This window comes from Pseudoxanthomonas sacheonensis (assembly GCF_010093305.1).
Taxonomy (GTDB): Bacteria; Pseudomonadota; Gammaproteobacteria; order Xanthomonadales; family Xanthomonadaceae; genus Pseudoxanthomonas_A; species Pseudoxanthomonas_A sacheonensis.
Map to the genome: position 1 here is coordinate 163,377 of NZ_PDWS01000005.1, position 26,541 is coordinate 189,917.

Genomic DNA, 26,541 nt, shown 5'->3' on the forward strand with positions numbered 1-26,541 from the left:
CGTGGCACAGTCGGAGCCAGTAGATTTCAGGAGTCCGCATCGTGATCGATCCGGACGGCTACCGACCTAATGTCGGCATAGTGTTGATGGGCCCGGATGGGCGGGTGTTCTGGGCGCGCAGGGTGCGCCGGGATGGCTGGCAGTTCCCGCAGGGCGGCATGAACACCGATGAGACGCCGGTCGAGGCCATGTACCGCGAATTGCGCGAGGAAACCGGCCTGCTGCCAGAGCATGTCGAGATTCTGGGCGCCACCCCAGGCTGGCTGCGCTACCGGCTGCCGCACCGCGCCGTGCGCCACAACGAACGGCATGTCTGCATCGGCCAGAAACAGGTGTGGTTCCTGCTGCGGCTGGTGGGGGACGAGTCCCACGTCCGCCTGGATCTCACCGAAACCCCCGAATTCGACCATTGGCGCTGGGTGGACTTCTGGTATCCCATGGAGCACGTGGTGATGTTCAAGCGCGGGGTCTATGCCCGCGCCCTGCGCCATCTGGCCCCCTTCGCCCGCCTGGTGGCGGGGGCGCATGCGGTGCCGCAGATGCTGATCGACGCCTGGTTGCCCGAACTGGGTGGGTCACGCCCCGCTGCCCGACCGCCAGCCAAACGCGGCGGCAGCGGCCGTCCCGGCAAGAATTGACAATCATTCTCATTCGCGATGGAATAGGGCAACCCCACCGGGCCGCCAGGAATCCACCGAACGTGTACGTCTGCATCTGCAATGGAGTCACCGACCACCAGATCCGCGAAGCCGCCACCAGCGGCGTGCGCAGCGTGGCCGAGCTGACCATGCGCACCGGTTGCGGCGCCACCTGCGGCAGCTGCCTGGAGACGGCCGCCGATATCCTGGACGCCCACGCGCCCGAGCGCCGCAGCGCCTTTTCCTTGCCGATGCTGGGCGCCGGCATTTCCCGGGCCGCCTGACCTACCGCGCCCGTAAGCGGTTTCCGCCGCGAGATGAGCACGATTCGCGTTTCGTCATCGCCCTGCGCGAGCCGCTAACCTGCCCGCCTTCCCCACCGGAGCACGGCCATGAAGGGCGACGCCAAGGTCATCGAGTTCCTCAACAAGGCCCTCTACAACGAGCTGACCGCGATCAACCAGTATTTCCTTCACGCCAAGATGCTGAAGAACTGGGGCCTGGGCGAACTGGCCAAGCACGAATACGAAGAATCCATCGACGAGATGAAGCACGCGGACAAACTGTCCGAGCGCATCCTGTTCCTGGACGGCCTGCCCAACTTCCAGATGCTGGGCAAGCTGCGGATCGGCGAGAACCCGCGCGAACTGCTGGAATGCGATCTGGCTCTCGAGCTCGAAGGCTTGCCGGTCCTGCGCGAGGCCATCGCGTATTGCGAAACGGTCAGCGACTACGTCAGCCGCCAGCTGTTCGCCGATATCCTGGAATCGGAAGAAGAGCACATCGACTGGATCGAAACGCAACTGTCGGTCATCGACCGCATCGGCGAACCGAACTACCTGCTGACCAAGCTGGAAGACTGAGCGGTCGCGTCGGAATCGCGATCGAGCCGCGCGATATAGCCTTGCAGGGCCATGCGCGCGCGCGCGTATTCGGCGATCACCAGCGCCACCGCCACCGCCGGGCGGTCCAGTTTCTGGGCGCGCGCGCCCAGCTCCACGCGCTTGGCAGCGGTCGATAGCGCCATCGCCCCGACATTGGCGCTGGAGGACTTGAGGGTGTGCGCGGCCTCGCGCATCGCTTCCAGGTCGGGAACGGTAGAGGCCGATTCCAGCCGCGCGATCAGACGCGGCGCATCTTCCAGGAACAGGCCGATGATGCGCACGGTTTCGTCGCCGGCGATTTCCCGCAGCTCGTCCAGCATGTTGTGGTCGAGCACCGGGAAGACCGGTGGCGCAGAAGGCCGCTGCGGGGAAGCTGCGGCCGGGACGCTGGCGTCGGGGGTGGGCTGGACCGCATCGCGCAGGCCGAAACTGGCGCGCCCCGGCAGCCAGCGCTGCAGGCAGTTTTCCAGTTGCTCGCGCGATACCGGTTTGGACAGATAATCGTCCATGCCCGCATCCAGGCAGCGCTGACGGTCCCCCGCCATGGCATTGGCGGTCATGGCCACGATCGGCAGGCGCATCGTCGAACCCTGCAGCACTTCCTGGTCGCGCCATTCGCGGGTGGCCGAATAACCGTCCAGCACCGGCATCTGGCAGTCCATCAGCACCAGGCTGTAACGGCCCGTCGCCATTTTCTCAAGCGCGATCTGGCCGTTGATGGCGATGTCGCAGCTGTAACCCAGGACGGACAGAAGCTTTTCGCCGACCGCCAGGTTGACCGGGTTGTCTTCCACCAGCAGCAGGCGGGTGACGATGGGCGGTGCGTCGATCTGATCGGCGGCGATGGGCGCGTCCGCGCCGGACTGCGCCGGAATCTCCGGATCCATGGCTGCCGACGTTTTCTCCACGGCGATCGGATCGTCGCGCTGCGGGATTTCCTCGAAACCCACGACCGGCGCTTGCAGAGCCGGTGGCGCGAAAGAGAGGGCGGCATGCAGATCGGCGCCGTGCGATTGGCGCGGCAGCAGGATGCTGCCGTCGCGCAGTTCGTCGGGAATTTCCTCGTCGCCGTACAACCAGACCATGCGCACTTTATCGGCGACGTTGTTGCGGGTGATGCCGCGATGCAGCGCGCGCGCGCTGGCGCGGATGGAGGAAAGGTCGCCCAGGATGATGGAGAAGGACGGCGACTGGGCCGAACGCAGGCGCTCCAGCGCCTCCTGGGTGGTATCCACGCAGGTCAGCTGTATGCCCCAGCTGGGCAGCAGAATCGACAGGCGCTGGCGCAGGCGGGTCTCCGGACCGACCAGCAGGGCCCGGGTGGGTTCCAGGCTTGAATCCTGGGCGCGCATGTCGCCGATCACCTTCAGCAGCGGCACCTCGAACCAGAACGTGGAGCCGCGCCCCGGTTCGGAAAGCACGCCGATGCGTCCGCCCATCAGGTCGACGATGCGCTTGCAGATGGCCAGGCCCAGCCCGGTGCCGCCGTACAGGCGGGTGGTGGAGGCGTCGGCCTGGCTGAACGAGTTGAACAGCCGCGTCTGCGCTTCGGCGTCGATGCCGATACCGGTGTCGCGCACTTCGAAACGCAGCAGGTGCTGGGCCGCGGTTTCGCCCAGTCTGCGCACGTTGACCGTGACCGTGCCGCGCTCGGTGAATTTAACCGCGTTGCCGATCAGATTGCTGAGCACCTGGCGCATGCGCACCGGGTCGCCGCGCACCGGCAGCCGCACGGCGGGGTCCAGCTGCAGGTTGAGGCGGATGTTCTTGTTCTCGGCCGGGCGCTGCATCAGCTGCAACACGCCGTCCAGCACTTCGCGCAGATTGAAACCGGTGATTTCCAGTTCCAGCTTGTTCGCTTCCAGCTTGGAGTAGTCGAGGATGTCGTCGACGATGCGCAGCAGCTGCTGGGAAGAGGCGCTGGCGGTGTTGAGCATGTCGCGCTGGTCGGGCGGAAGGGCCGCGCGCGAAAGCAGGTCCAGCATCGGCACGATGCCGTTGAGCGGCGTGCGGATCTCATGGCTCATGGTGGCCAGGAATTCGCCCTTGGCCAGCACCGCCGATTCGGCCGCCTGCTTGGCCAGCAGCAGCTGCTGCTCCAGGCGGTCGTGGCGATGCAGGTCCTTCTGCAGATTGTCGCGCTCGGATTCGGCCATCGCCGCTCGCGCTTCGGTGCCTTCGTAGTAGGCGGCCAGCCTGCGCATGCGCAAGGCGACGATCACGCACACGAACGCGGCCACGCCGGCGCTCGCCAATGCCACCCACGGCCACGGCCCGGCGATGCCGAACCAGGGCAGCAGCAGCGAGACCAAGGTCAGCAGGATCGCCGCCAGCACCAGCCAGGGCGCTACGGGCATGCGCCCCAGCCTGCTCATTTCTAGAGGACCGCGTTGTGGAAATCGAAGCCCAGATCGCTGCCGACTCCCTGCACCAGGTTGCCCTGTATGAAGTCGACGCCGCCCATCCACATCGCGGCCGCGGCCTGGGGATCTTCGATCTGCTGTCCGATCACCTGCAGTCCCATCCGGTGGGCCAGATCGATCATCCCGCGCAGCTGGTCGCGCAGGGCCGGGTCGTTGTGGGCGGCGGCATAGCGGCTGGCCACGCGCAGGTAGCCGAGCGGCAGCTGGGTGAGCAGCGCTTCGGCTTCGCGGCCGGGTTCGAACTGGCTGAGGCAGAACTGCACGCCCGCGGTCATCAGCCGGTTGCAGAACTGGCGCAGCGTCACCGAATGGATCAGGGCATCGTCCAGGCGCAGGTCGATGATCAGCGAGGTGCCTTCGATGCCGCGCGCGGCGATCTCCTGCAAGAGCCAATCGGCGAAGGATTCGCGCGCCAGCGAACGCGGCGATTGCGAGACGAACAGGCGCAGCAGCCTGCCCTCGCTCTGGGATTGGGAAAGCAGATCCAGCACCCGTTCCATCACCTGCCGGTCCAGTTCGACGATGCGGCCGGCCATTTCCGCCGCAGGCACCGCCTGCGCCGCGGGCACCAGCGTGCCGTCGGCCTGGCGCATGCGCAAAAACACCTGGTACTGCGCCAGGTTGTTGCCGGCGACCGAGACGATGGGCTGGTAGGCCAGCTCCAGGTTCGCGTCCAGCAGCGAAAGTCCTTCTTCGTTGGCCGCGGGCGGCGTGTAGGCGGCGATGCCCTCGGACTGCTGGCGGGCCAGCAGCGCGGCGCGCTCGGTGGCTTCCAGTGCGCTGCCGGTGTCGGAGAACGTATGCGGCACCTCCGCGTAACCCACGGCTCCCGCCAGGCGCAGGGTCTCGTCGGCGCGTACGGGGAAATCGTGCTGGCCCAGCCGCTCGCGCAGCTTGCGCGCGAAGGCCGCCATGCTGTCGGCGTCCAGATCCTTGGCCAGCGCCAGGAAACTGTTGTCGTTGAGCCGCGCAAGCGGATGCGGCGCGGCGGCCAGCGCCAGCTCGCGTCCGGCGGCGGCCATCAGGTTTTCGAAGTTCGCGTACCCGTAGCGCTCCCGCAAGCCCAGAGTGCCGCTGATTTCTACGAAGAACAGTCCGCCCGGCGTTTGCTCTTCCAGCGCGTTGCCCAGTTGCAGCATCAGGTAGGCGCGGGTGGGCAGGCCGGTTTCGGGGTTCAGAGTCAGCTGCGGCGCAGCGGCCAGCGGTACGCGCTGGCGCGAACGCTGGATGCGGTTGGACACTGCCGCGATGAGGTGGCGCGGGCGGATGGGCTTGGTGAGGAAATCGTCGGCGCCGCTTTCCAGCACTTCGTACTCGCGCTCCGGATCCGGATCGCCGGTCAGGAACACGATGGGCAGATGCAGCAGTTCCGGACGCTGGCGGATCTGCATGGTCAGCGACATGCCGTCGCGTCCCGGCATGTGCAGGTCCATCAACACCAGGTCGGGCTTGAAGCGTCCGATCGCTTCGATCACGGCGTCCGGCGCCATCTCCACTTCGGCCTGCATGCCCGCGCCATGCAGCACGCTCTGGGCGAACAGCGCCTGCCCGCGATCGTCTTCCACGATCAGTATCCGGAACGGCGCCTCGCCGGTTTCGTGTTTTCGCGTGTCTTTGGCGGCGGCGGGCATAGTGGCGGCGTTCTCGTCGGCTGTGTCCGTTTCAGGGGCCGGAGCGTCCTTGGCGGCGAGGGTGGTCGCCGGCTCTTCGGCAGGCGCGTCGTCGGTCCAGCGACGCCAGTAGTGCGACGGTGGCTTTTCGGCGCGCAGTCGGGAGCGTAAGGGCTCGTCCTGCGGACGGGATGTGGGTTCGATAGCTGACATCAGGCTTCCCCAAGCATGAGGCCCATTATGCGACGAAGTTCACAAGATTGTGGGTGCCGGTCATGGCCCCGATCCTTCCATCGGTCCGGCCATGGACCGGGGACCTTGCATAAGACTGCGGAGTCCCCTCGACAGTTTGCGCCAGACCCACCATACCGCCAACGCCAGGATCACGCTGACCCCCACTACCAGCGTCAGGGCCAGCCAGGGATGGGCGAAGGCCAGCGACAGGCCACCGACCACCACTACGTCCTCGGTCACCGAGGCGGTCCAATTGCTGACCGGCTCGGGCGAAGTATTGAGCAAGGCGCGCGAGCCGCTCTTCAATAGGTGGCTGGTCAGCGCGACGCCCGCGCCGGCCGCCAGGGCGCCGGCGCCCAGCTGGCCGTCGGGCGACAGGGTGGCCGCGGCCAGAAAAGCGCCTGCCGGCACCCGCGCCAGGGTCTGCAGCAGGTCCCAGCCCGAATCCACGCCGGGAATCTTGTCGGCGAAGAATTCGGTCAGCGCCAATGCGCCCGATGCGCCCAGCACCCACCAGGACTGGGTGACTTGCAGCGCGGGCGGCAGGTCCAGCCACCCCAGTGCGCCGGCCACGCCCAGCCCGAACACGGTCAGGTACACGCGAATCCCGGCCATCCATGCCAACAGGATCCCAATTACGAAAAGATGCGCTTCGGACATGAGAATGATTCGCCTAGACTGGGGCACACCGGACGGTCGCAGGGGGCCGTCCAACCGTTACCGAGTATAGGCCCGTTGCCCGGGCGCTACCTGAGCCGCCTCGGGTATCGCCGGACGCGTGTCCGCCTGGGAGCGAATGCTTTCCCGGGCTTTCCTCCAGCACTGAATATTCCCCGGAAATCCCCCGATGCCCGCGATCCCCTCCCGCTACCAGATCGTGCAACGCCGGCAAACGCGCCGCTGGCCCTGGCTCGCTGCGGTCGGCACGCTCTGGTTGCTGTCGTTGGGACTGGCCTGGCATTGGGCGAGCCTTCGCGCCGCGCCCACCCTGGCCGAGGCGACGGCGCGCATGCGCAGTGCCGAGCGGCAGCTGGCCGACCAGCAGGCCCGGTTGAAGCGATTGAGCCAACGCGAAACCACCCTGGCCGTGTCCGACAAGATCAGCCGCGACGCCAACGGCGATCTGCAGGGCGCGCTGGCCGAACGCGACGAAGAAATTTCCGCCCTGCGCGCCGATGTGGCCTTCTACGAACGCCTGGTAGGCCCCACCCAGCAACGCAAGGGGCTGAACGTGTTTTCCTCGGAGTTCGCCCCGGGCGTGGGCAGCGCCTGGCACTACCAGATCGTGTTGACCCAGAACCTCAACCGCGGCGCTATCAGCCAGGGCCGGATGCGTTTCGTGCTCGAAGGCGTGCGCGCCGGCAAGCTGGCCACGGTGGACTGGGCCGAACTGAACCAGCGGCCCGGCATGCAGGGGCAGGGATTCTCCTTCCGCTATTTCCAGAGCCTGGAGGGCCAGGTGATGCTGCCCAGCGATTTCACCCCGCAACGCGTACGCGTGCTGCTGGATGGCGAAGACGTGGCGGTGGAGCAGGCTTTCGACTGGAAGAGCGCCAACACCTGAGCGCCACGCTATTTTTGTACGTTCCCCTTTTTTTATTCAGTCGCCACGGAGACCCTCATGTTCATGCTCAAGAACAAGCCGATCCATCACGACGGCCATGCCATCGATACGCTGATCGGCCCCCAGGTCACGATCCAGGGCGATCTGGTCTTCAGCGGCGGGCTGTATGTGGAAGGCCGCATCCACGGCAAGGTCATCGCCGAAGAAGGCGAGCGCGCCGTGCTGACCCTGGCCGAGCAGGGCCGGATCGAGGGCGAAGTGCAGGTGCCGGTGGTGATCCTCAACGGCCAGTTGCAGGGCGATGTGTACGCGGCCGAGCGCGTGGAGCTGGCGGCCAAGGCGCGGGTGACCGGCAACGTGCACTACAAGATCGTGGAAATGCGCGCCGGCGCGACCCTCACCGGGCGGCTGATCCATGTCGATGCGGAAACCGCGGTCGCGCCGGTCGCCACGTTGGTGGCTTCCAGCGGCTGAATCGGGCCGAGAGGGGCGCCGACCCCCTTCGTTCAGAGGTTCCTTAACCCGCAAGGGCTATGCTGAGCCATGATCGATCCAGCCGCTCCGGCCCAGGCCAAGCCGCACATCCAGCCGTTGACGCCGCTGGCGCGCGGCACTCTTTACGCGACAGGCGCGCTATTGCTGCTGGCGCTGTGCTTCGGCGGCTGGGGGCTTTGGAAAGTCTTCGGTGACGCCGATGCGGGCCAGCCCACGCCTGCGCAGCTGCAGGCCCAGCAACGCAGGATCGATCAGTTGGAACAACGTGCCGCCACCCTGGCCCGCTCCGACCAGATCAGCCGCGACGCCAACGGCGACCTGCAGAGCACGCTGGCCGAGCGCGATGAGGAAATCGCCGGCCTGCGCGCGGACGTGGCCTTCTACGAGCGTTTCGTGGGCGCCACGGCCCAGCGCCGCGGCCTGACCGTGCACGAACTGCAATTGCAGCCCTCCAGCGACCTGACCTGGCATTTCGTCGCCACCCTGACCCAGAACCTCAACCGCGGCGCGGTCAACGCCGGGCGCCTGCAGGTTTCGGTGGAAGGCACCCATGCGGGCAAGCTGCAGCGCCTGGCCTGGGCCGATCTGCGCCAGCAGCCCAATGCGCCGGGCGTGGAATATTCGTTCAAGTATTTCCAGCAGGTCGAGGGCGACCTGATGCTGCCTGCCGATTTCAAGCCGTCCCGCGTCGCCGTGCGCCTTGTTCCGCAAAGCGGCAACCCGCTGGAGCAGTCCTTCTCCTGGGCCGATTCGCTGGCCGGTGCGCCCGCCGCGCCCGCCCCCTGACGCGCGGCTCGGTTGTGCCTGCTTGAACCGGCAGCCGTCCGGCCCCATCCTGATCCCATGAGCACGCTCGTTTCCCTGCCAGGCGCCGCGTCTGCGCCGAACTACCAGTCGCTGGATCGCCCGCTGAACTTCACCCATGCGGCCGCGGCCAAAGTGCGCGAATTGATCAACGAGGAAGGCAACCAGTCGCTGGCCCTGCGCGTCTATATCCAGGGCGGTGGCTGTTCGGGCTTCCAGTACGGTTTCGAGTTCGACGAAAACCGCGCCGATGACGATGTGGCGGTGGATACCGACCAGGTGACCCTGCTGGTGGATCCGTTGAGCCTGCAATATCTGATGGGCTCGGAAGTGGACTACACCGAGAGCCTGCAGGGCGCGCAGTTCGTGATCCGCAATCCCAACGCCAAGACCACCTGCGGTTGCGGAAGCAGCTTCAGCATGTGAGCGCGCCTGCCGCCGCGTATCATGCCTGCGCCGTGACAGACCCCCGCCCCAAATTCCCCGCCGAACTTTCCGGATTCGCCTTTGCCGGCGAACCGCTCAATCGCGCCGACGCCTTGCGCGACGACGCCGACGCATTGGCGCGGTTGTGGCCGCAGGCGCGGGTGATCGTGCTGGACGCCGATGGCAACGCCTTCGCCGATGAAGCCGGGCGATTGCTGGTCGCAACCGGCGCCGCGCTCGGCGGCGGACCGGGGACCGCGGTATTGCTCGGACTGCATGGCGACACCGCCTGGTTTTCGCTGGAAGCCGAGGCGCTGCCGTTGACCGCTCCGCAACGCATCGACCTGCGCCGCGCCGCCGCTTCATGGCCCGCCGCCGAGGCCAGCGCCTTCGCCTTCGCACGGGCCATGCAGCACTGGCGCAGCCGCACGCGCTATTGCGGTATTTGCGGCGGCGCCATCGAATTCCGCCGCGCCGGTTACGTGGCCCATTGCAGCCGATGCGGCGCCGACCACTACCCACGGGTCGATCCCGCAGTGATAGTGGCGGTCAGCGATGGCGAGCGCCTGCTGCTCGGCCGCCAGGCCAATTGGCCCGCGCGTCGTTATTCGGTGATCGCCGGTTTCGTCGAGCCGGGCGAATCGCTGGAACAGACCGTGGTGCGCGAAGTGTTCGAGGAAACCCGCGTGCGCGTGCGCAGCTGCCGCTACCTGGGCGCGCAGCCCTGGCCGTTCCCCGGCGCCTTGATGCTGGGTTTCATCGCCGATGCCGAACCCGACGCGCCGCAGGTGGACGGCGAGCTGGAAGACGCGCGCTGGTTCACCGTGGAAGAGATCGCTGCGGCGCGCCAGCGCAAAGGCGAGGATGCATCGGGAATGCTGCTGTCGCCGCGCATCTCCATCGCACGTTCGCTCATCGAACATTGGTATGAAGGGATCACCGCCACCTGAGCAGTAGGTCGGGGCTACGCCCCCGACGCACGTACGCCTAGTGGATCAGCGCGTGTCGGGGACGTAGCCCGGACCTACTGGCCCCTCAAGCGGCCGCGACCCGCCATTCACGGTAGGCCAAGCTAGAATCGCCCACGGAGGGATACCCATGTCGATTACTTTGGTTGCCGTCGTCATTGCATTGGTGCTGGGGCACGTGGCGCCTGCGCTGGTGACGGCCGCGCGCCGTTACCATTGGTACGGCCACTGGCTGCGCTGGCTGGATGCGAATACGGGCGAAGACGGTTTCTGGCGCGGGCGCTATGGCATAGCGATGGCGTTGCTGCCGCCGTTGCTGATCGTCGCCCTGCTGCAATGGGCGCTGCGCGCGCCCCCGCTGCTGCTGGGTTTCGTAGGGCTGCTGTTCGGCATCGTCGCGCTGGTCTACGCCTGGGGGCCGCGCGATCTGGATATCGATGTGGAGGCGATCATCGATGCGCACGATCCGCCCACGCGGCGCGCGGCCATCGCGCGGCTGTGGCCGGACGGCGCCGCCGCCGCGGCCGATGGTCCGGCACTGGTCGAAGCGGTGTTCCGCAACGCCCTGCATCGCTGGTTCGGCGTGCTGTTCTGGTTTCTGCTGCTGGGGCCTGTGGGCGCCCTGCTGTACCGGCTGGCCGCGTTCTCGGTCGAAGGGGAATTCGCGCGCACTCTGCCCGCCGAAACACGGCAAGGCGCACGGGCCCTGTACGCGGTGCTGGACTGGCCGGTGGCCCAACTGATGACGCTTTCGATGGCGCTGGTCGGCAATTTCGACGCCGTATTCAATGCGTGGCGCGAAGCGCGCGGCAATCAGTTGCAACTGGACAACGGCTTCCTGGGCGCGGCCGCACGCGCCAGCGTCAAGAGCGAGTTGGCGGAAGAGGCCGAGGAGTACGCCGAGGAAGGCATGGTCCAGGCCATGCGCGAACTGCCCGAACTGCGCGACGCCATGAGCCTGGTGTGGCGCATCCTGCTGCTGTGGATGGCGGTGCTGGCGTTGTTCGTGGTCGCGGGCTGGGTGAGCTGAGCTGTGTAGGAGCGGGCCCTGCCCGCGACGCTTTTTTTCATTGAACGAAGAGCGTCGCGGGCAGGGCCCGCTCCTACAGAATCTTCAGCTGCCCGGCGCCAGCAACGTAAAAGGAAACCACGGCAGATTCCGCGCCACCCAGTAGAACGGCAGCAGCACCAGCCAGAATTTCGGCTCGGCCACCACCGCGATCAAAGGCCGCAGGAAAGCGGGTTGCCAGCCCAGTTTCCACGCCGCCAGCAATGGCGAGATCGCCAGCATCGACATGGCCAGCGGATTCATCGAGAACGCGCGCGGCACATCGCCGTGGGCCAGTGCGTGAAGCGCGCGGGTCATACCGCAACCGATGCAGTACCAGCCGGTGAAGGCATGGAACATGCATTCCGGGAAAGGACTGCCGGCCGCGTTGGGGTCGAAATTACGCAGCAGCCAGAAACCGACAACGGCCGCCAGGGCGGCCGCTGTCAGTCCAGCTATCTGCAAAGGCTTCAGTGCCACGATCACTGCGCGGACTGCACCTGTTCCATGATCTGCTGGTACTGGGCGAAGCCGTCGCCCATGGTCAGGCTGTAGGTCGTCCAGGCCACGCCGATGATGGCCAGCGCGGTGGCGACCCAGCACCAGGTCTTTGCGGTAGCCGAGGCGCGCTGCGCGCCGGCGATATCGCCCTGCGCCAACAGCTTGTTGACCTTGCTGGAGAACACGATCGCCACGATGCCGACCAGGCCGAGCGGGCAGCACAGGCAGGTGGCCAGCACGGTGGAAATGATGGCCCAGGCAAGGTGATTGGGAACACTGCCGGGGGCGGCGGCGGAAGCGGGCGGCGGTACGTAGCTCATCTGGATTCTCCGTTCTGGATGGTTGCTGAGGCAGGTGGACGACGGGGACAGTCTAATTCAGTCCGCCCAGTCCGCCCACCACTCCCAGGGCGACCACGAAAATCAGATACAGCAGGATCGGGATCAATGCCAGTCCGGCCGAAAGCATCGCCCAGAACTTGGCCTTGTCCGAGGCTTCGCGCGCGCCGGCGATATCGCCCGCTCCCCGCTTTCCGTCCACCTGCGAGGCATAGACGATAGACACGATGCCCAAGGGCAGGCAGCAGAACAAGGTGCTCAGGATCGCCCAGACCAGATGGTTGGGAATGTATTCCTGATAGCCGCCCGGAGGCGGAGGCACGTAACTCATACAAGACTCCGGTGACGCCGGGACTGCGGACAGCCCGGGCTTCGATTGATTCGTGTTTCCCCGCCATCAGCGTAACCGAATGCAGTCCGTCAGAACATGCCTGCCAAAGCGCGGCAGACCATGGCGCTACGCGTCGCTGCCACGCAGTTCGCGTACCCGGGCTTCCAGTTGTTCCGCGGTGGCGCTCTTGCCGTCGATGGTTTCGCCCGCAACCACCTCGACGTGCGCGCGGAAGCGGCGCGGTACGCGCATGCGGGCCATGCGCCCGTCGCGGTGGCTCCACATGCTGGTCCACATGCCTTTGAGCGCCATCGGAACCACCGGCACCGGGCGTTCGTTTTCGCTGGCGCGTTGCAACGCCTTTTCGACGCCCGATTTGAATGGAGCGATCTCGCCGTCGCGGGTCAGCGCGCCCTCCGGGAAGATGCCTACCAGCTGTCCGTCGGCCAGCGCCGCATCGATTTCGTCGAAGGCGCGCTGCATCAATTCCGGGTTCTCGCGCGCGCCGGCGATGGGAATGGCCTTGGCGGTGCGGAAAATCCAGCTCATCACCGGAATGTTGAAGATCTTGTAGTACATGACGAAGCGCACCGGGCGCGGCACGCTGGCCGACAGGATCAGCGCATCCATGTAGCTGACGTGGTTGCAGACCAGCAATGCGGCCCCTTCGTCGGGCACGTTCTTCTCGATGCCGTGCAGCCGCAGCTTGTACAGCCCGCGCACCAGCACCCAGCTGAGGAAACGCATCAGGAATTCGGGGACGATGGTGAAGATGTAGATGGCCACTACGGCGTTGGCGATGGCCAGGGCCAGAAACAATTGCGGGATGGTCCAGCCCAATACCCGTTGCAGGAAAATGCCTATCCCTGCCGCGGCCACGATGAACAGCGCGTTCTGGATATTCATGCCGGCGATCACGCGCGACATTTCCTCGCGCGGAGTACGGCTCTGTATGAGCGCGAACAGCGGCACGACGAAGAAACCGGCGAACAGGCCAATGCCGACCAGGTCGATGACGATGCGCGTGCTTCCCGGCGCCGACAGGAAGCTGTCGAACGTCAGGCCGCGCAGTGGCGGCAGGCCACTGCGAGCGAAGTAGAGGTCCAGCAGGAAGGCGCTCATGCCCAGCGCGCCCATCGGCACCAAGCCGATTTCCACTGTCCGCGCCGAGAGTTTTTCGCACAGAAGCGAGCCTATGCCGGTACCTATGGAGAACAGCGCCAGCCCGAAGATGTAGATGGTGGTGTCCTGCGGCAAGGCGCCCAGGTGCAGCTCTGCATAGGCCGGCAACTGCGAAGTCAGCATGGTGCCGAAGAACCAGAACCACGATACGCCCAGCACGGCATTGCGTACGGCCGGCTGCTTGCGGGTCAGCCGCCAGATCGCAATGGATTCGGGAATCGGATTCCAGTTGATCTTCAGATCGGGCGCGCCGGCATCCACTTTTGGAATCAACCGCGACAACAAGTTGCCGGCGATCGCCAGCAAAATGATCGCAATGGCGGCTACCACCGGCCCGTGCGTGCCGGCCAGCACGAAGATCATTCCGCCAGAGATCATGCCCACCAGGATGGCGATCGAGGTGCCCATCTCGACCAGGCCGTTGCCGCCGGTCAGCTCCTCCGGCTTCAGCACCGAGGGCAAGATCGAATATTTCACAGGCCCGAACAGTGTGGACTGCACCCCGGTGCAGAACAGCGCCACCAGTAGCACGGTCATGTTCTGGGTCAGAAAGCCAACCGCCGCCAACGACATGATGGCGATTTCCATGGCGGTAGTGATGCGGATCAGGCGCGACTTCTCCAGCTTCTCGGCGAACTGTCCGGCGATGGACGAGAACAGGAAGTACGGCAGGATGAAAATGGCCGGGGCCAGCATCGCATACAGCGACTTGTCGTCCGCACTGACCGTCATATAACCCAGCAGGCCGATGATGGCCTGCCGGTAGACATTGTCGTTGAAGGCGCCCAGCGCCTGGACGGCGAAGTAGGGCAGGAAACGCCGCTGTTTCAGTAGGGCGAACTGGCTGTGGCTCGACATGCGGGCTCCTTGGATGCGCGGAGACTAGCACTTGCCGTTTGCTTCTCCCACCCAGGGAGCGCGGCATGGCGAAAGTAGAACGATCCGCTACTCGCGGGTCAGTGCGCGCTTACATGGGAGGTCAAAGCCGGCATCCTCTCAGGATTCGCGCGCTATCGCCCGCCAGCCTATGTCGTGGCGGTGGAACTCCCCGTTCCACGAAATCCCGGACACTTCCGCATACGCTTTGCGCTGGGCATCGGCCACGGTGTCGCCCAGCGCACATACGCACAGCACGCGGCCGCCGGCGGTCACCACGTGGTCGCCCTCGATGCGGGTGCCGGCATGGAAGACTTTGGTATCGGCCACGTCGGGTACGTCCCAGCTGTTGATGGCATCGCCCAGGCGCGGCGTATCGGGATAGTTATGCGCCGCCATCACCACGCCCAGCGAAGGACGCGGGTCCCAGCGCGCCTCGGTTTCGTGCAGACGCTGGTCGATGGCCGCTTCCACCAGCTCCAGCAGATCGGACTGCAGGCGCATCATCACCGGTTGCGTCTCCGGATCGCCGAAGCGCACGTTGAATTCGATCACCTTGGGCGCGCCGGCCGCATCGATCATCAGTCCGGCGTACAGGAAGCCGGTGAAGGGAATGCCGTCGGCGATCATGCCCTGCACGGTCGGGTTCACCACTTCGCGCATCACCCGCGCATGCACTTCCGGCGTGACCACTGGCGCGGGCGAATACGCGCCCATGCCGCCGGTGTTGGGGCCGGTGTCGCCGTCGCCCACGCGCTTGTGGTCCTGCGAGGTGGCCATCGGCAAGGCGGTGACGCCGTCGACCATGCTGATGAAGCTGGCCTCCTCGCCGTCCAGGAATTCCTCGATCACCACGCGCGCGCCCGCATCGCCGAAGGCGTTGCCCGACAGCATGTCGGTGACGGCGGCCTCGGCTTCGGCAAGCGTCATCGCCACGATCACGCCCTTGCCGGCGGCCAGTCCATCGGCCTTGACCACGATGGGCGCGCCTTTGTCGCGGACGTAAGCCAGCGCAGGCTCGATCTCGGTGAATACGGAATAGAACGCGGTGGGAATGCCATGCCGGGCCAGGAAATCCTTCGCATACGCCTTGCTGCCTTCCAACTGCGCCGCCGCCGCGGTGGGCCCGAAGATGCGCAGTCCGGCTTCGCGGAAGCGGTCCACCACGCCGGCCACCAGCGGAATCTCCGGGCCGACCACGGTGACGTCCACTTTCGCGTTGCGCGCCAGCGTCAGCAGGCCGTCGATGTTGTTCACGGCCACGTTCGCGTTGCGGCATTTGGTTTCGGTCGCGGTGCCGGCGTTGCCGGGTGCGACGATGACTTCGACGACCCGTTCGGATTGCGCGAGTTTCCATGCCAGGGCGTGTTCGCGGCCGCCTGAGCCTATGACCAGAACTTTCATGCGCGTATCTCCAAAGGTCGTCATCCCAGCGAACGCTGGGATCCATGTTGATGTGGCTCTAGTGTACGAACAACGCGAAAATCAAGATCAAAATGGATCCCAGCGTTCGCTGGGATGACGTCAGGACGATTTGGGAGACGGCAGGACAATCAGTGCCTGAAGTGCCGCACACCCGTAAACACCATCGCCAACCCATGCTCGTCCGCTGCAGCGATGACTTCATCGTCGCGCATCGACCCGCCCGGCTGGATCACCGCCTTGATGCCCGCTTCGGCCGCCGCATCGATGCCATCGCGGAACGGGAAGAAGGCGTCCGAGGCCATTACCGATCCCGGCACCACCAGGTGCGCATCGGCCGCCTTGATTCCGGCGATGCGCGCCGAATAGACCCGGCTCATCTGGCCGGCGCCCACGCCGATGGTGCGATTGTCCTTCGCATAGACGATGGCGTTGGACTTGACGAACTTGGCCACCTTCCAGGCGAACAGCAGATCGGCAAACTGCGCCTCGCTCGGCGCCAGCTTCGTCACCACCTGCAGTTCGTCGCGCGTCACCACGCGATCGTCGGCAGTCTGCATCAGCATCCCCGAGCCCACGCGCTTGGTGTCGACGAAACCTTTCGAGGCCGGCGCGAGCGGGATGCGCAACACACGCACGTTGGCCTTTTTCTTCGCGTATTCCAGCGCGCCTTCGTCGTAATCCGGCGCGATCAGCACCTCGACGAACTGCCGGTCCAGGATGGCCTTGGCGGTGGCCGCGTCCAGTTTGGTATTGAAGGCGATGATGCCGCCGAAGGCGCTGGTCGGGTCGGTGGCGTAGGCCAGCTCGTAGGCATCGCCGCAGGCCACGCCCACCGCCACGCCGCACGGATTGGCATGCTTGACGATCACGCAGGCCGGCGAGTCGAACTGGCGCACGCATTCCCAGGCCGCGTCGCTGTCGGCGATGTTGTTGTAGCTAAGTTCCTTCCCCTGCAGCTGAGTGAAGGTGGCCAGCGAACCGGGGGCGGGGTACAGGTCGCGGTAGAACGCGGCCTGCTGGTGCGGGTTCTCGCCGTAGCGAAGATCCATGACTTTGACGAAGCTGCCGTTGGCCTGCGCCGAGAACGCCGCGCGCGCCGGCACGTCGCGCGACGGATCGTCCACGGCGGAGAGATAGTTGCTGATCGCCGCATCGTACTGCGCCACGCGATTGAAGGCGGCGACCGAAAGCGCGAAACGAGTTTTGGCCGACAACGCGCCGCCGTTGCCATCCAGCTCTTCCACGATGCCGGCATATTGCGCCGGATCGGTGGCCACGGCCACGCGCGCGAAATTCTTGGCGGCAGAACGCAACATCGCCGGCCCGCCGATGTCGATGTTCTCCACTGCGTTCTCCAGCGTGCAGGCAGGATCGGCGGTGACGGTCTCGAACGGATACAGATTCAGCACCAGCAGATCGATCGGGGCGATGCCGTGTTCGGCCATCACCGCATCGTCGGCGCCGGCGCGCCCCAGCAGGCCGCCGTGGACCATGGGATGCAGGGTCTTGACCCGGCCGTCCATCATTTCGGGGAAGCCGGTGACTTCGGAGACGTCGCGTACGGCCAGGCCCGCCTCGCGCAATGCCCTGGCGGTGCCGCCGGTGGACAGAAGCTCCACGTTGCGTGCGGCCAGGGCGGTGGCCAGTTCGACCAGGCCGGTCTTGTCGGAAACGGACAGCAGCGCCCGGCTGATTTTCACGGGGACGCCAGGCTTGGAATCGGAAGTCATGGGAAGGGCGGTGCGGGAAGGTGGCGCGAATTATAACTTCCGCAGCGCAGCACCACCGTGCGCGGATGGCCCGGTACGCCACGCGAACTCAGGCCAGCCCGTAGTCCTTGAGTTTCTTGCGCAGGGTGGCGCGGTGGATGCCCAGCAGGGCGGCGGCGCGGCTCTGGTTGCCTTCGCAGTGGTTCAGCACTTCGACGAACAGGGGGATTTCCATTTCCCGCAGCACGATCTCGTACACATCGTCCGCATCGCTGCCATCCAGGTCGCGCAGGTAGCGGCGCACCGATTGCGCCACGTGTTCGCGCAATGGCGGTTTTGGATTGCCACGGCTGGTGTCGTGGCGAGCGGCGGCATTCACGAAGGGCGATCCCCTGGCCAAAAGTCGTTGCTGGAAAACCGTCGAGCGGGTCACAGCTTTCGACGGGGGAGGGGAGTCTAGCGCGTGATTTGCGCGGGTGCATCCCTTTGTTGGCGATTTTGCCTGCCGCTAGCGGAAGTCGAATGAGAACGCCACCACATCGGGGTTCGGTTCATGCAGTTTCAATGCGATCTGGGCGCTTTGGCCTGGGGCGAGTTCCGTTTGCGTTGCCGCGGCGCCCAGATACTCCTTCGGCGAGAAGGCGCGCGAACCGAGCACGCGGCCATCGGCATCGGACAGCGACAACAGCAAGACCGGCCAGGCCTGCGGCCAGCGCGCGTCGTTGCGGAAAGTGGCTTGCACGTTCAGGCCGCCCTGGGTTCCCGGAATAGGACTCACATCGCGGCTCAGCATCGCGAATGCACCGGGTTGGTGCCAGGCGGGCAGCGAACATCCCATCGCCTTGCACAGGGAAGCGATCATCGGCCTCCAGTTCGCATCGGCCGCCGGGCGGGCGCGGTCTGCCACCAGCACTTGTACCGCCAATAGAGCCGCCAGCATCACCAGCGCGGCCCATTGCCACTTCGCGGCACGCGCAGGGATCGGGAGTTGCGCACGCTGCCGGGCAAAGCTGGGTCCCGCGTATTGCGGAATCGTCGATGCCGGTGCGGCGGGCTCTGGCGTTTTCGTCGCGATTTCATCGGTTGCGGCAGCGGCTGTCTCGATCTGCTCGCGCTCAACCGCAGGCGATGGGTCTTCAGCGTCGCTGACGGGGGATTCGATATCGACGATCGCTTCGGCCGCCTCGCTCGGTGCCTCGTTCGTCGTTTCCTGTGCCAGGTGCGCATCGGTTTCCGATGTTGCGTGCGCGGGCGCCGCTTCTTGCAGAAACCTGGCGAAACTGGGCTGGCTTGCTGCCGACGCACCGCCGGTCGCGGCAACGGCAGCGCCTTTTTTTTCGCGCGGCACGTCGGCACGCAACCGGCCGCCGCAACGCGGACACATAACGGGCGGCAGATTGGTTTGAGGGTCGGTGACGACCAGATCGCGGCAATGCGGGCAGGAAAAGAACATGCGGCTATTCAAGCATGGGAGAGCGACTACAAGAAGCGGACTGTAGGAGCGGGCCCTGCCCGCGAGCTCTTGGTAGGTCGCCGACGAATGCGATACGCCCGGAAAAGCTCGCGGGCAGGGCCCGCTCCTACACGGGCAGGGCCCGCTCCTGCAGAGGCTCAGCGCCGCACGCCCTCGATGCGCATCCAGTCGCCTTCCTGGTCGGTGGTCAGCCGGTCGAACCAGGGGGCGTAGCGGGCCAGCAGCTCGCCTTCTTGCCCTTGCAGGATTCCCGACAGCGCGATGCGCCCGCCGGGCGCGACGCGTTTGGCCAGCGTCTCGGCCAGGGTGTCCAGGGCCGAAGCGAGGATGTTGGCGACCACGACCGGATAAGTGGCTGGCGGTTCGTTCTGCGGCAGGTATACCGCCAGCCGCTCGCCCACGCCATTGCGTTCGGCGTTGTCGAAACTGGCGGTCAGCGCCTGCGGGTCGTTGTCCACGCCAACGGCGTTGGCGGCGCCCAACTTGAGCGCGGCCAGGGCGAGGATGCCCGAGCCGCAGCCGAAATCGAGCACGCTCGCGCCCTTCAGTTCCCCTTCGCCCGCCAGCCGGTCCAGCCAGCGCAGGCACAGCGCGGTGGTGGGATGGGTGCCGGAGCCGAAGGCCAGACCCGGGTCCAGCCGTACGACTGCCGCATCGGCGCTGTCGGCTTCATCGGGAAGCGCTTGATTCCACGGCACGATGAAGGTGCGCGTACCGAAACGCAGCGGCACGTACTGGTCCATCCAGGCGCGCTCCCAATCCTGGTCCTCCACGCTGCGGAAGCTGGCGTTGGACCAGTCCAGGCCGGGATCGAACGATTCCAGCGCAGCCAACAGCGCCAGCGCGTTGGTCTCCGCGGGAAACAACGCGGTCAGCACCAGCGCATGCCACAGCGGCGTCTGGCCTACGCCGGGTTCGAGGATCGCGTGTTCGTTGCTGGTGTCGGCATCGGCGTCCAGCAGGGTGACCGATAGCGCACCGACGTCCTCCAGCGCGTTTTCGTAGCGCGGCTGGTCGGATTCGCTGCAGCGTAGGGAAAGTTCCAGATAAGGCATGTTGCCGCTCGGTCGAAGAAAGCTGGGGGAAAGCAGCGCGCCCGATTCAGAAAACCGCAGGAACCGGCCGCGCCATGGGGCGGGAAGTCTGCATTAGACTACGGTGCGGCCCCCGAATTGTCGTGCGTCGGTTCCGGCCGGCGATTCGCATCGAGGCTAAAGACGCGGCCGCTCCCTCCCTCAGATCGTCATGGTCCGCCTAGCGAAAATGGTCAGCCAGCAGTCCTAATGCTCACGTTGAAAACAAAATCCGTGTTCTTGCTGCTTGCAGTCGCTGGACTGTCGGTCGCCGTGGCGTGGAATCGCGGCATGGTGGATTCGGCCGGCGTGAGCCCGCGCGTTGGAAGCGAAGCGGGTGGCATGGCGACCGCCGCTGCGGCTTCGCACGAGGGTTCCGATTACGTTCCAAAATCCCCGAGCGATTCGCGTGTGGATTTCGAAGGCGCCAGCGATCTTTACGCCTATGTGCAGGGGCTGCGCGCGTTAGAAGCAGCGGGAGACGCGGAAGCCTTGTGGAAGGTAAGCCGCGTGCTGGATTACTGCGCCGCTTACGCGGCCAATCCGGCCGGGTATGCCGCCGATACCCGGGCGATCTCGGAATTGAAGGGCACCTCGACTGCGGCGATGGCGGCTGCGCGCGACCGCATCGGCCAGCGTTGCGCGCGTTTCGTCCCCGCCGACGGTTTTTCCTTGTCGTCTTTGCGCGCCAAACGGTTCGACGCCGCGCGTGCGGGCAGTCTGGCCGCCGAGGCGGCGTTGTTGGCGATGGGCGAGCCCCTGTCCGACAGCAACGAATACAAACAGGATCTGGTGGAACGCGTACGCCGTTCCGGCAATCCTGAGGCCTACGTCGCGATTTCGCCCGCCATGGGCATCGCGGGGAGCGGCCAGGAAGCTTATTTGGGCAGAATTTCGGGTACGCAGTACTCCGAGCTCGCCTGGTTGCTGGCGGCATGCCGCCTTGGCAACGATTGCAGCCCCGGCGGCGTATTGATGACGTCGTATTGCGCCAACGGCGGGATCTGTTCGCGCGACAGCTCCCAGGATTTCTACGCGTTCGTTCTCGATGCCGGCGTGCCCAGGCAAGGAGCGGACAATTTGAACGGAATGGTGGATAGCCTCATGTCAGGTATTGGAGTTGCGAAATGACTCACAAGCGCTTTGCGCAAAAAGCGAAGAAAGGATTCTGGATACTTCTGTTCGTGGCCTATGCCGCGCTGGCGGCGGGCGTGGTGATCGAAACCACCAGGCCGGAGTTCCGCGGGCTGACGCAGATCTCGGTGATTTCGGTGGATTCGGCCGAAGAAACCAGGAGCAAGGGCGCCAGTCAGGTGGCGGCCGTCTATCGCGCCACCAGCGGCGTGCCTTTCTCCTCGCTGCCGCCCGGCAGCACTTTCAAGATCGTGTGGCCCGACGGTTCGTCGGAAACCATCGTGGTGGGCAGTCCTCTGTCGAGCATCGCCGCACGGCCGCTCAAGGGCACGCAGCAGCCGCCTTCGGAATAAAAACCGGGGCGGGCGGCCTCTTTCGCGCCAAGACTGACGATACGAAGAGTCATTGGCGGCGCAGCAAGATCGGGCCGGCATCCGGCCCGGTCTCCTACACCAGCGCGATCGATTTGTTCTTGCGCTCCGCCAGCCGTTTTTCCAGGTAGTGGATGTTCTGCGCGCCGGCCTGGAAGCCGGTGTCGCGCATGATCGACTGCTGCAGCGGAATATTGGTCTTGATGCCGTCCACCACCATCTCGCTCAGCGCCACGCGCATGCGGGCGATGGCGGTTTCGCGGTCGGGACCGTGCACGATCAGCTTGCCGATCATGGAGTCGTAATTGGGCGGCACGCGATAGCCGGTGTAGATGTGCGTGTCCACGCGCACGCCCGGGCCGCCCGGCGGATAGAAACCGGAGATCAGACCGGGGCTGGGGGCGAACGTATCGGGGTCCTCGGCGTTGATGCGGCACTCGATGGCATGGCCGCGCAGCACGATGTCCGATTGCTTGATGGACAGTTTCTGCCCGGCGGCGATCTTCAACTGCTCGCAGACCAGGTCGATGCCGGTGATGCGCTCGGTGACCGGATGCTCCACCTGGATGCGGGTGTTCATTTCGATGAAGTAGAAGCGGCCGTTCTCGTACAGGAATTCGAACGTGCCCGCGCCGCGATAGCCGATGCGGATGCAGGCGTCCACGCAGACCTTGCCGATCTCGTTGCGCTGCTCTTCGCTGATGCCCGGCGCCGGGGCTTCCTCCACCACTTTCTGATGGCGGCGCTGCATCGAACAGTCGCGCTCGCCCAGATGTACCGCGCCGCCCTGGCCGTCGGCCAGCACCTGGATCTCCACATGACGCGGGTTCTCCAGGAATTTCTCCATGTACACCTGGTCGTTGCCGAAGGCGGCCTTGGCTTCGGCCTTGGTGGTGCTGATGGCGCTGTTGAGCGCGCCTTCGGCATGTACCACGCGCATGCCGCGTCCACCGCCGCCGCCGGCGGCCTTGATGATCACCGGGTAGCCGATTTCGCGCGCGATCTTGGTGTTGGTGACGATGTCATCGCCCAACGGACCGCCGGAGCCGGGCACGCACGGCACGCCCGCGGCCTTCATCGCGCGGATCGCTTCCACCTTGTCGCCCATCAGGCGGATGGTGTCGGCCTTGGGGCCGATGAAGATGAAACCGGATTGCTCCACGCGCTCGGCGAAATCGGCGTTCTCGCTGAGGAAGCCGTAGCCCGGATGGATGGCCTGCGCGTCGGTCACCTCGGCGGCCGCGATGATCGCCGGCACGTTGAGGTAGCTTTCGCTGGAAGGCGCAGGGCCTATGCAGACCGATTCATCCGCCATGGCCACGTGCTTGAGGTTGCGGTCCACGGTGGAATGCACGGCGACCGTGCGGATGCCCATGGTGTGGCAGGCGCGCAGGATGCGCAGCGCGATTTCGCCGCGATTGGCGATGACGACTTTATCTAGCATGGGAATGGGGAATCGAGAATGGGGAATAGGGGAAGAGCCGACATCATGCATCTCCGCGTTTGTTGAGCACGTTCATCAAAGCCGTCAGCTTTGCAAAGATCAAGTCGATATATTCATCGAGCCTGGGTGATGCGCTTGAATAGCCAAGCCGATTTGCTATTTGGGTTTGAGTAGCTATTTCCGAAAGAGAGCCGCGAGCGATTGAAAGAAAGCGCAAGTACTCCGGGGTGGAACGGCGAGCTGCGCCTTCTGCGATATTCGAAGGGATGCTGATCGCTGCGCGCCTGATTTGCGAAGTGAGGCCGAAACGTTCGGAATCCGGGAAGGTATCGGAAATCTTGTAGATCATTTCCACTAGCTCCATGGAATCGCGCCAAACTTCCAGGCGCTCATGCGGCCGCTTCGACGATTCCCCATTCTCCGTTCCCGATTCCCGGCGCTTAGCCGATCACGAACAGCGGCTGGTCGAATTCGACCGGCGAACCGCTTTCGGTCAGCACCGCCAGGATGGTGCCGGACACGTCGGCCTCGATCGGGTTGAACATCTTCATCGCCTCGATGATCGCCAGCGTTTCGCCGGCCTTCACCGACTGGCCGATGGTGACGAACGGCGGCTTGTCCGGCGAGGGCGAGGTGTAGAACGTGCCGACCATCGGCGCGCGCATCACGTGGCCTTCCGGCTGGTCGCTGCCGGCGGCTTTGGCGCTGCCGCCGGTCGCCGATTCGGTGGGCGAGGACATCGGCATGGGCGCGGCGGCGCGCGCTTCGGCCGGCGCGGCGTAGACCGGGGCGGCCTGGTAGTTGCCCTTGGGCACGCGCGCCAGGCGCACGCTTTCTTCGCCTTCCTTGATCTCGATTTCGGCGAGATTGGATTCTTCCAGCAGGTCGATGAGTTTCTTGATCTTGCGCAGGTCCATGTTGGCCTCTGTGGTTGGACGCCCGCGCCGCTGACGGTGCGAGTCGTGAAAGGAAAAGGAAAGTCAGGCGGGAAGACGCTTGAGCGCGGCTTCCATGGCATAGCGGTAGCTGTCGGCGCCGAAGCCGCAGACCACGCCCACCGCCAGATCGCTGAAGTAGCTGTGGTGGCGGAAGGGCTCGCGGGTATGCGGGTTGGACAGATGGATCTCGATGAACGGGACCGCCACGGCCGCCAGCGCATCGCGCAGGGCCACCGAGGTATGGGTGAAGGCGGCTGGATTGATCAGGATGAAGGCGGTACCGTCGGTGCGTGCGGCCTGCACGCGGTCGACCAGCACGTGCTCGGCGTTGGACTGGAGGCTCTCGGCTTGGTGTCCGCCCGCCGCCGCCTGCGCTGCCAGTGCGGCGTCGATCTCGGCCAGCGTGGTGCGGCCATAGACCTCGGGCTCGCGGGTGCCGAGCAGGTTGAGATTGGGGCCGTGCAGGACCAGCAACTTTGCCATCGAACGCTCCAGCGGAAGCGGCGCAGTCTGCGTGAAGACGTCAATACTGTCCAGTTCGCAGAAGTTACTGGCGTTTTAAACAATTGTTTCAAAATCGCCGGGCGCGGCTTGATCGTGGGAGCGGCGTCCCGCCGCGAGCTTTTAAGCCCTGGGCATGTGATCGCACGGCCTGACCGACCAATCCAGAGTTCGCGACGGGAGGCCGCTCCCACCGGCCCGGAAAGGTTCATGCGCGTCGGGGGCGTAGCCCCGACCTACTTCGACCAGGTATCGATTTCGCCTGAGGCGAATGGCCCGACCTTCTGCTTCAGGATCTTCCCGTCGGCGCCGACCAGCACCGAATACGGCAGCACTCCTTTTCGATTCCCCAGCCACACACTGGCATCGGCGGGGCCGGGCGTATCCACCAGGATCGGATAAGCCACCGGTACCCGGCCCAGGAATTGGCGGATGTTCTCCGGCGTATCCAGCGCCAATCCGATCACTTGCACTCCTGTCGGACCCTGGGCGCGGGCGTAGCGGTCCAGCTCGGGCATCTCTTCTATGCAGGGTCCGCACCAGCTGGCCCATACGTTGATCAGCAGTGGCCGTCCGGCGTATGCCTGGGGCAGCGATTGCGTTCGTCCCTGCAGATCGGGAAGAGCGAGGGTCGGCATCGGCTCGCCCGGCCGGGCCGGCTTCACTCCCGGCGGCGGTTCCGGCGCGGAAGCTTCCATGGCGGCCTGCAACGCGCGCTGGCCTGTATCGGTGCGCAGCAGCGGGCTTCCGCCCCACCAGAGACTGGCGAGCACGCCCAATGCGCCCGCCACGACTGCAACCATCAGGACGCGCGTCGTGGTCGGTTTCATCGCTTGGCGCGCGCCAGGGCCTCGGCCACCAGCTCCTGGCTCAATACGGTCGGCAGTACTTCGCCTTCGCCGCCATCGCTGGGGAACACCACGTACAGCGGCACGCCCACGGCCTGGTGGGCTTCCAGGAACTCGGTGATGGCCGGATCCACATTGGTCCAGTCGCCTTGCATGAACACCGCGTCGGCCTGCCGCACCGAGGCGCGGAAATCTTCGCGTCCCAATACCGCCTTCTCGTTGGCCTTGCAGGTCACGCACCAGTCGGCGGTCATGTCCACGAAGACCACACGGCCTTCGGCGCGCAATACCGCCAGTTTCGCGGCCGAATAAGGCACGATGCCCGAGCTTGCCGCGACGGCAGCAGCCGGCTCGGGGCGCAGGCGGTGCACCAGCACCAGCGGCGCCAGCGATGCCAGCAAGACCAGCAGCGCCAGCGCACGGCTCAGCGGCGCTACCTGCAGGCGCAGGCGTTGATACCACCATAGACCCAGCGCCAGCAGCACCAGTCCGGCCAGCGCCAGGCCGATCGCATCCACGCCGCGCTGTTTGCCCAGCACCCACAGCAGCCAGACCGCGGTCAGATACATCGGGAAAGCGAGGAAATGCTTCAGCGTTTCCATCCACGCGCCCGGCTTCGGCAGGCGCTGCGCCAGTCCCGGCACGAAACCGATCAGCAGGAACGGCAACGCCAGTCCCAGGCCCAGGAAGGCGAAGACCAGCAACGCCACCGGCGTGGACGCAGTGAAGGCGAAGGCCAGCGCCGCGCCCATGAATGGCGCAGTGCACGGACTGGCGATCACCACCGCCAGCACGCCGGTGAAGAAATCCCCGACCGGGCCGCTGCGTCCGGTGAGCTCGTGTCCGGCTCCGGCGAAACGATGGCCCAGCGCGAACACGCCCGACAGACTCAGGCCCACCGCGAACATCAGGTACACCAAGGCCCCGATCACCAGCGGCTGCTGTAGCTGGAAACCCCAGCCCAGCGCTTGTCCGGCCGCACGCAGGGCCAAGGCGATGGCGCCGATGGCGATGAAGCTCAGCAGCACGCCGGCCGTGTACCAGAGCGCACTGGCGCGGGCATGGCCGCCGCTGCGCCCGCTGTCGGCCAGCGACAAAGCCTTCAGCGACAGCACCGGCAGCACGCACGGCATCAGGTTGAGGATCAATCCGCCGGCGAGCGCCAGCAGCAGCGCCAACCATACGGTCGTCGATTTGCCGGCTTTGCGCAGTACGTCGGCGGGCGGGGTGGTGCGGGGCACTTCCAATGCCACGCCATCCCCACCCAACCCTCCCCTTGAAGGGGAGGACTCAGAAGCGACG

At 65.7% G+C, this 26,541-nt stretch carries 29 protein-coding genes; 11 read left to right on the plus strand and 18 right to left on the minus strand.

The features are described from left to right. Positions 1–41 precede the first annotated feature (41 nt). From CSC73_RS06830 to bfr, 3 genes are all read left to right on the plus strand, one after another. On the plus strand, positions 42–638 hold the full coding sequence (locus CSC73_RS06830) for an RNA pyrophosphohydrolase (RefSeq protein ID WP_425502283.1): 597 nt from the start codon (positions 42–44) through the stop codon (positions 636–638). A 62-nt stretch (positions 639–700) separates the two neighbouring features. Further along, complete coding sequence (locus CSC73_RS06835) at positions 701–922, plus strand: (2Fe-2S)-binding protein (RefSeq protein ID WP_163839682.1); 222 nt, start codon at positions 701–703, stop codon at positions 920–922. A 108-nt stretch (positions 923–1,030) separates the two neighbouring features. Further along, positions 1,031–1,501, plus strand: coding sequence for a bacterioferritin (bfr, locus tag CSC73_RS06840; RefSeq protein WP_163839683.1), 471 nt, complete (start codon positions 1,031–1,033; stop codon positions 1,499–1,501). On the opposite strand, the gene CSC73_RS06845 is transcribed toward bfr, so the two are convergent. From CSC73_RS06845 to CSC73_RS06855, 3 genes are read right to left on the minus strand one after another with little or no spacing between them, the layout of a single operon-like run. Next, a complete protein-coding gene (locus CSC73_RS06845) occupies positions 1,474–3,879 on the minus strand; it encodes an ATP-binding protein (RefSeq protein WP_163839684.1) in 2,406 nt (801 codons plus the stop codon). The genes bfr and CSC73_RS06845 overlap by 28 nt on opposite strands. A 20-nt stretch (positions 3,880–3,899) precedes the next feature. Next, positions 3,900–5,768 (minus strand): EAL domain-containing protein, encoded by a 1,869-nt coding sequence (locus CSC73_RS06850; protein ID WP_163839685.1) that lies wholly within the window; start codon positions 5,766–5,768, stop codon positions 3,900–3,902. A 60-nt stretch (positions 5,769–5,828) separates the two neighbouring features. Further along, entirely contained in the window at positions 5,829–6,449 is a 621-nt protein-coding gene (locus CSC73_RS06855; protein WP_163839686.1) for a DUF4126 domain-containing protein, read from the minus strand. A gap of 187 nt (positions 6,450–6,636) precedes the next feature. Here CSC73_RS06855 and CSC73_RS06860 point away from each other — a divergent pair, with 187 nt between their 5' ends. From CSC73_RS06860 to CSC73_RS06885, 6 genes are all read left to right on the plus strand, one after another. Further along, entirely contained in the window at positions 6,637–7,353 is a 717-nt protein-coding gene (locus tag CSC73_RS06860) for a DUF6776 family protein (protein WP_163839687.1), read from the plus strand. A 63-nt stretch (positions 7,354–7,416) separates the two neighbouring features. Continuing rightward, the gene (locus CSC73_RS06865) at positions 7,417–7,827 is read left to right on the plus strand and encodes a bactofilin family protein (protein ID WP_163839719.1); all 411 of its coding nucleotides are present in this window, start codon (positions 7,417–7,419) and stop codon (positions 7,825–7,827) included. A 69-nt stretch (positions 7,828–7,896) separates the two neighbouring features. Next, positions 7,897–8,634, plus strand: coding sequence for a DUF6776 family protein (locus tag CSC73_RS06870; protein WP_246197400.1), 738 nt, complete (start codon positions 7,897–7,899; stop codon positions 8,632–8,634). Between the two features lie 57 nt (positions 8,635–8,691). Then, positions 8,692–9,078 carry an iron-sulfur cluster insertion protein ErpA gene (gene erpA, locus CSC73_RS06875; protein WP_163839688.1) on the plus strand — a complete coding sequence of 129 codons (387 nt, stop codon included), beginning with the start codon at positions 8,692–8,694 and terminating at the stop codon, positions 9,076–9,078. A 32-nt stretch (positions 9,079–9,110) separates the two neighbouring features. Further along, on the plus strand, positions 9,111–10,028 hold the full coding sequence (gene nudC / locus CSC73_RS06880) for an NAD(+) diphosphatase (protein ID WP_163839689.1): 918 nt from the start codon (positions 9,111–9,113) through the stop codon (positions 10,026–10,028). A 148-nt stretch (positions 10,029–10,176) separates the two neighbouring features. Next, entirely contained in the window at positions 10,177–11,076 is a 900-nt protein-coding gene (locus CSC73_RS06885) for a hypothetical protein (protein ID WP_163839690.1), read from the plus strand. An 84-nt stretch (positions 11,077–11,160) separates the two neighbouring features. On the opposite strand, the gene CSC73_RS06890 is transcribed toward CSC73_RS06885, so the two are convergent. From CSC73_RS06890 to prmA, 9 genes are all read right to left on the minus strand, one after another. Then, a complete protein-coding gene (locus CSC73_RS06890) occupies positions 11,161–11,574 on the minus strand; it encodes a DUF2752 domain-containing protein (protein ID WP_246197409.1) in 414 nt (137 codons plus the stop codon). A gap of 2 nt (positions 11,575–11,576) precedes the next feature. Further along, positions 11,577–11,915: a CD225/dispanin family protein gene (locus CSC73_RS06895; protein ID WP_093285840.1), complete on the minus strand. Its 339-nt coding sequence runs from the start codon at positions 11,913–11,915 to the stop codon at positions 11,577–11,579. Between the two features lie 52 nt (positions 11,916–11,967). Next, positions 11,968–12,264, minus strand: a complete 297-nt coding sequence (locus CSC73_RS06900) for a CD225/dispanin family protein (RefSeq protein WP_163839691.1) — start codon at positions 12,262–12,264, stop codon at positions 11,968–11,970. 126 nt (positions 12,265–12,390) lie between these two features. Then, on the minus strand, positions 12,391–14,304 hold the full coding sequence (locus CSC73_RS06905) for an MFS transporter (RefSeq protein WP_163839692.1): 1,914 nt from the start codon (positions 14,302–14,304) through the stop codon (positions 12,391–12,393). 138 nt (positions 14,305–14,442) lie between these two features. After that, positions 14,443–15,726, minus strand: a complete 1,284-nt coding sequence (purD, locus tag CSC73_RS06910; RefSeq protein WP_163839693.1) for a phosphoribosylamine--glycine ligase — start codon at positions 15,724–15,726, stop codon at positions 14,443–14,445. 149 nt (positions 15,727–15,875) lie between these two features. After that, the gene (purH, locus tag CSC73_RS06915; RefSeq protein ID WP_163839694.1) at positions 15,876–17,477 is read right to left on the minus strand and encodes a bifunctional phosphoribosylaminoimidazolecarboxamide formyltransferase/IMP cyclohydrolase; all 1,602 of its coding nucleotides are present in this window, start codon (positions 17,475–17,477) and stop codon (positions 15,876–15,878) included. 88 nt (positions 17,478–17,565) lie between these two features. Continuing rightward, positions 17,566–17,835: a DNA-binding transcriptional regulator Fis gene (gene fis / locus CSC73_RS06920; RefSeq protein WP_093285861.1), complete on the minus strand. Its 270-nt coding sequence runs from the start codon at positions 17,833–17,835 to the stop codon at positions 17,566–17,568. Positions 17,836–17,964: 129 nt separating this feature from the next. Continuing rightward, positions 17,965–18,909 (minus strand): DUF3426 domain-containing protein, encoded by a 945-nt coding sequence (locus CSC73_RS06925; protein ID WP_246197402.1) that lies wholly within the window; start codon positions 18,907–18,909, stop codon positions 17,965–17,967. Positions 18,910–19,067: 158 nt separating this feature from the next. After that, positions 19,068–19,985 (minus strand): 50S ribosomal protein L11 methyltransferase, encoded by a 918-nt coding sequence (gene prmA, locus CSC73_RS06930; protein WP_163839695.1) that lies wholly within the window; start codon positions 19,983–19,985, stop codon positions 19,068–19,070. A gap of 252 nt (positions 19,986–20,237) precedes the next feature. On the opposite strand from prmA, the gene CSC73_RS06935 reads away from it, so the two are divergent. Together CSC73_RS06935 and CSC73_RS06940 are read left to right on the plus strand one after the other, a co-directional pair. Next, on the plus strand, positions 20,238–21,134 hold the full coding sequence (locus CSC73_RS06935; protein WP_246197404.1) for a hypothetical protein: 897 nt from the start codon (positions 20,238–20,240) through the stop codon (positions 21,132–21,134). Further along, entirely contained in the window at positions 21,131–21,490 is a 360-nt protein-coding gene (locus CSC73_RS06940) for a hypothetical protein (protein ID WP_163839697.1), read from the plus strand. Before CSC73_RS06935 ends, CSC73_RS06940 begins: the two co-directional genes overlap by 4 nt. A 94-nt stretch (positions 21,491–21,584) precedes the next feature. On the opposite strand, the gene accC is transcribed toward CSC73_RS06940, so the two are convergent. From accC to CSC73_RS06970, 6 genes are all read right to left on the minus strand, one after another. Then, positions 21,585–22,952, minus strand: a complete 1,368-nt coding sequence (gene accC / locus CSC73_RS06945; protein WP_163839698.1) for an acetyl-CoA carboxylase biotin carboxylase subunit — start codon at positions 22,950–22,952, stop codon at positions 21,585–21,587. A gap of 43 nt (positions 22,953–22,995) precedes the next feature. Further along, positions 22,996–23,337 (minus strand): four helix bundle protein, encoded by a 342-nt coding sequence (locus tag CSC73_RS06950; RefSeq protein WP_281352879.1) that lies wholly within the window; start codon positions 23,335–23,337, stop codon positions 22,996–22,998. A 55-nt stretch (positions 23,338–23,392) separates the two neighbouring features. Beyond that, a complete protein-coding gene (gene accB, locus CSC73_RS06955) occupies positions 23,393–23,869 on the minus strand; it encodes an acetyl-CoA carboxylase biotin carboxyl carrier protein (RefSeq protein WP_163839700.1) in 477 nt (158 codons plus the stop codon). Positions 23,870–23,932: 63 nt separating this feature from the next. After that, positions 23,933–24,373, minus strand: a complete 441-nt coding sequence (gene aroQ, locus CSC73_RS06960; RefSeq protein WP_163839701.1) for a type II 3-dehydroquinate dehydratase — start codon at positions 24,371–24,373, stop codon at positions 23,933–23,935. Positions 24,374–24,627: 254 nt separating this feature from the next. Beyond that, positions 24,628–25,221 carry a TlpA disulfide reductase family protein gene (locus CSC73_RS06965; RefSeq protein ID WP_163839702.1) on the minus strand — a complete coding sequence of 198 codons (594 nt, stop codon included), beginning with the start codon at positions 25,219–25,221 and terminating at the stop codon, positions 24,628–24,630. Further along, positions 25,218–26,541 (minus strand): protein-disulfide reductase DsbD family protein (locus tag CSC73_RS06970; RefSeq protein ID WP_211840834.1); only part of this gene is annotated, 1,324 nt, incomplete at its 5' end. The genes CSC73_RS06965 and CSC73_RS06970, both read right to left, overlap by 4 nt.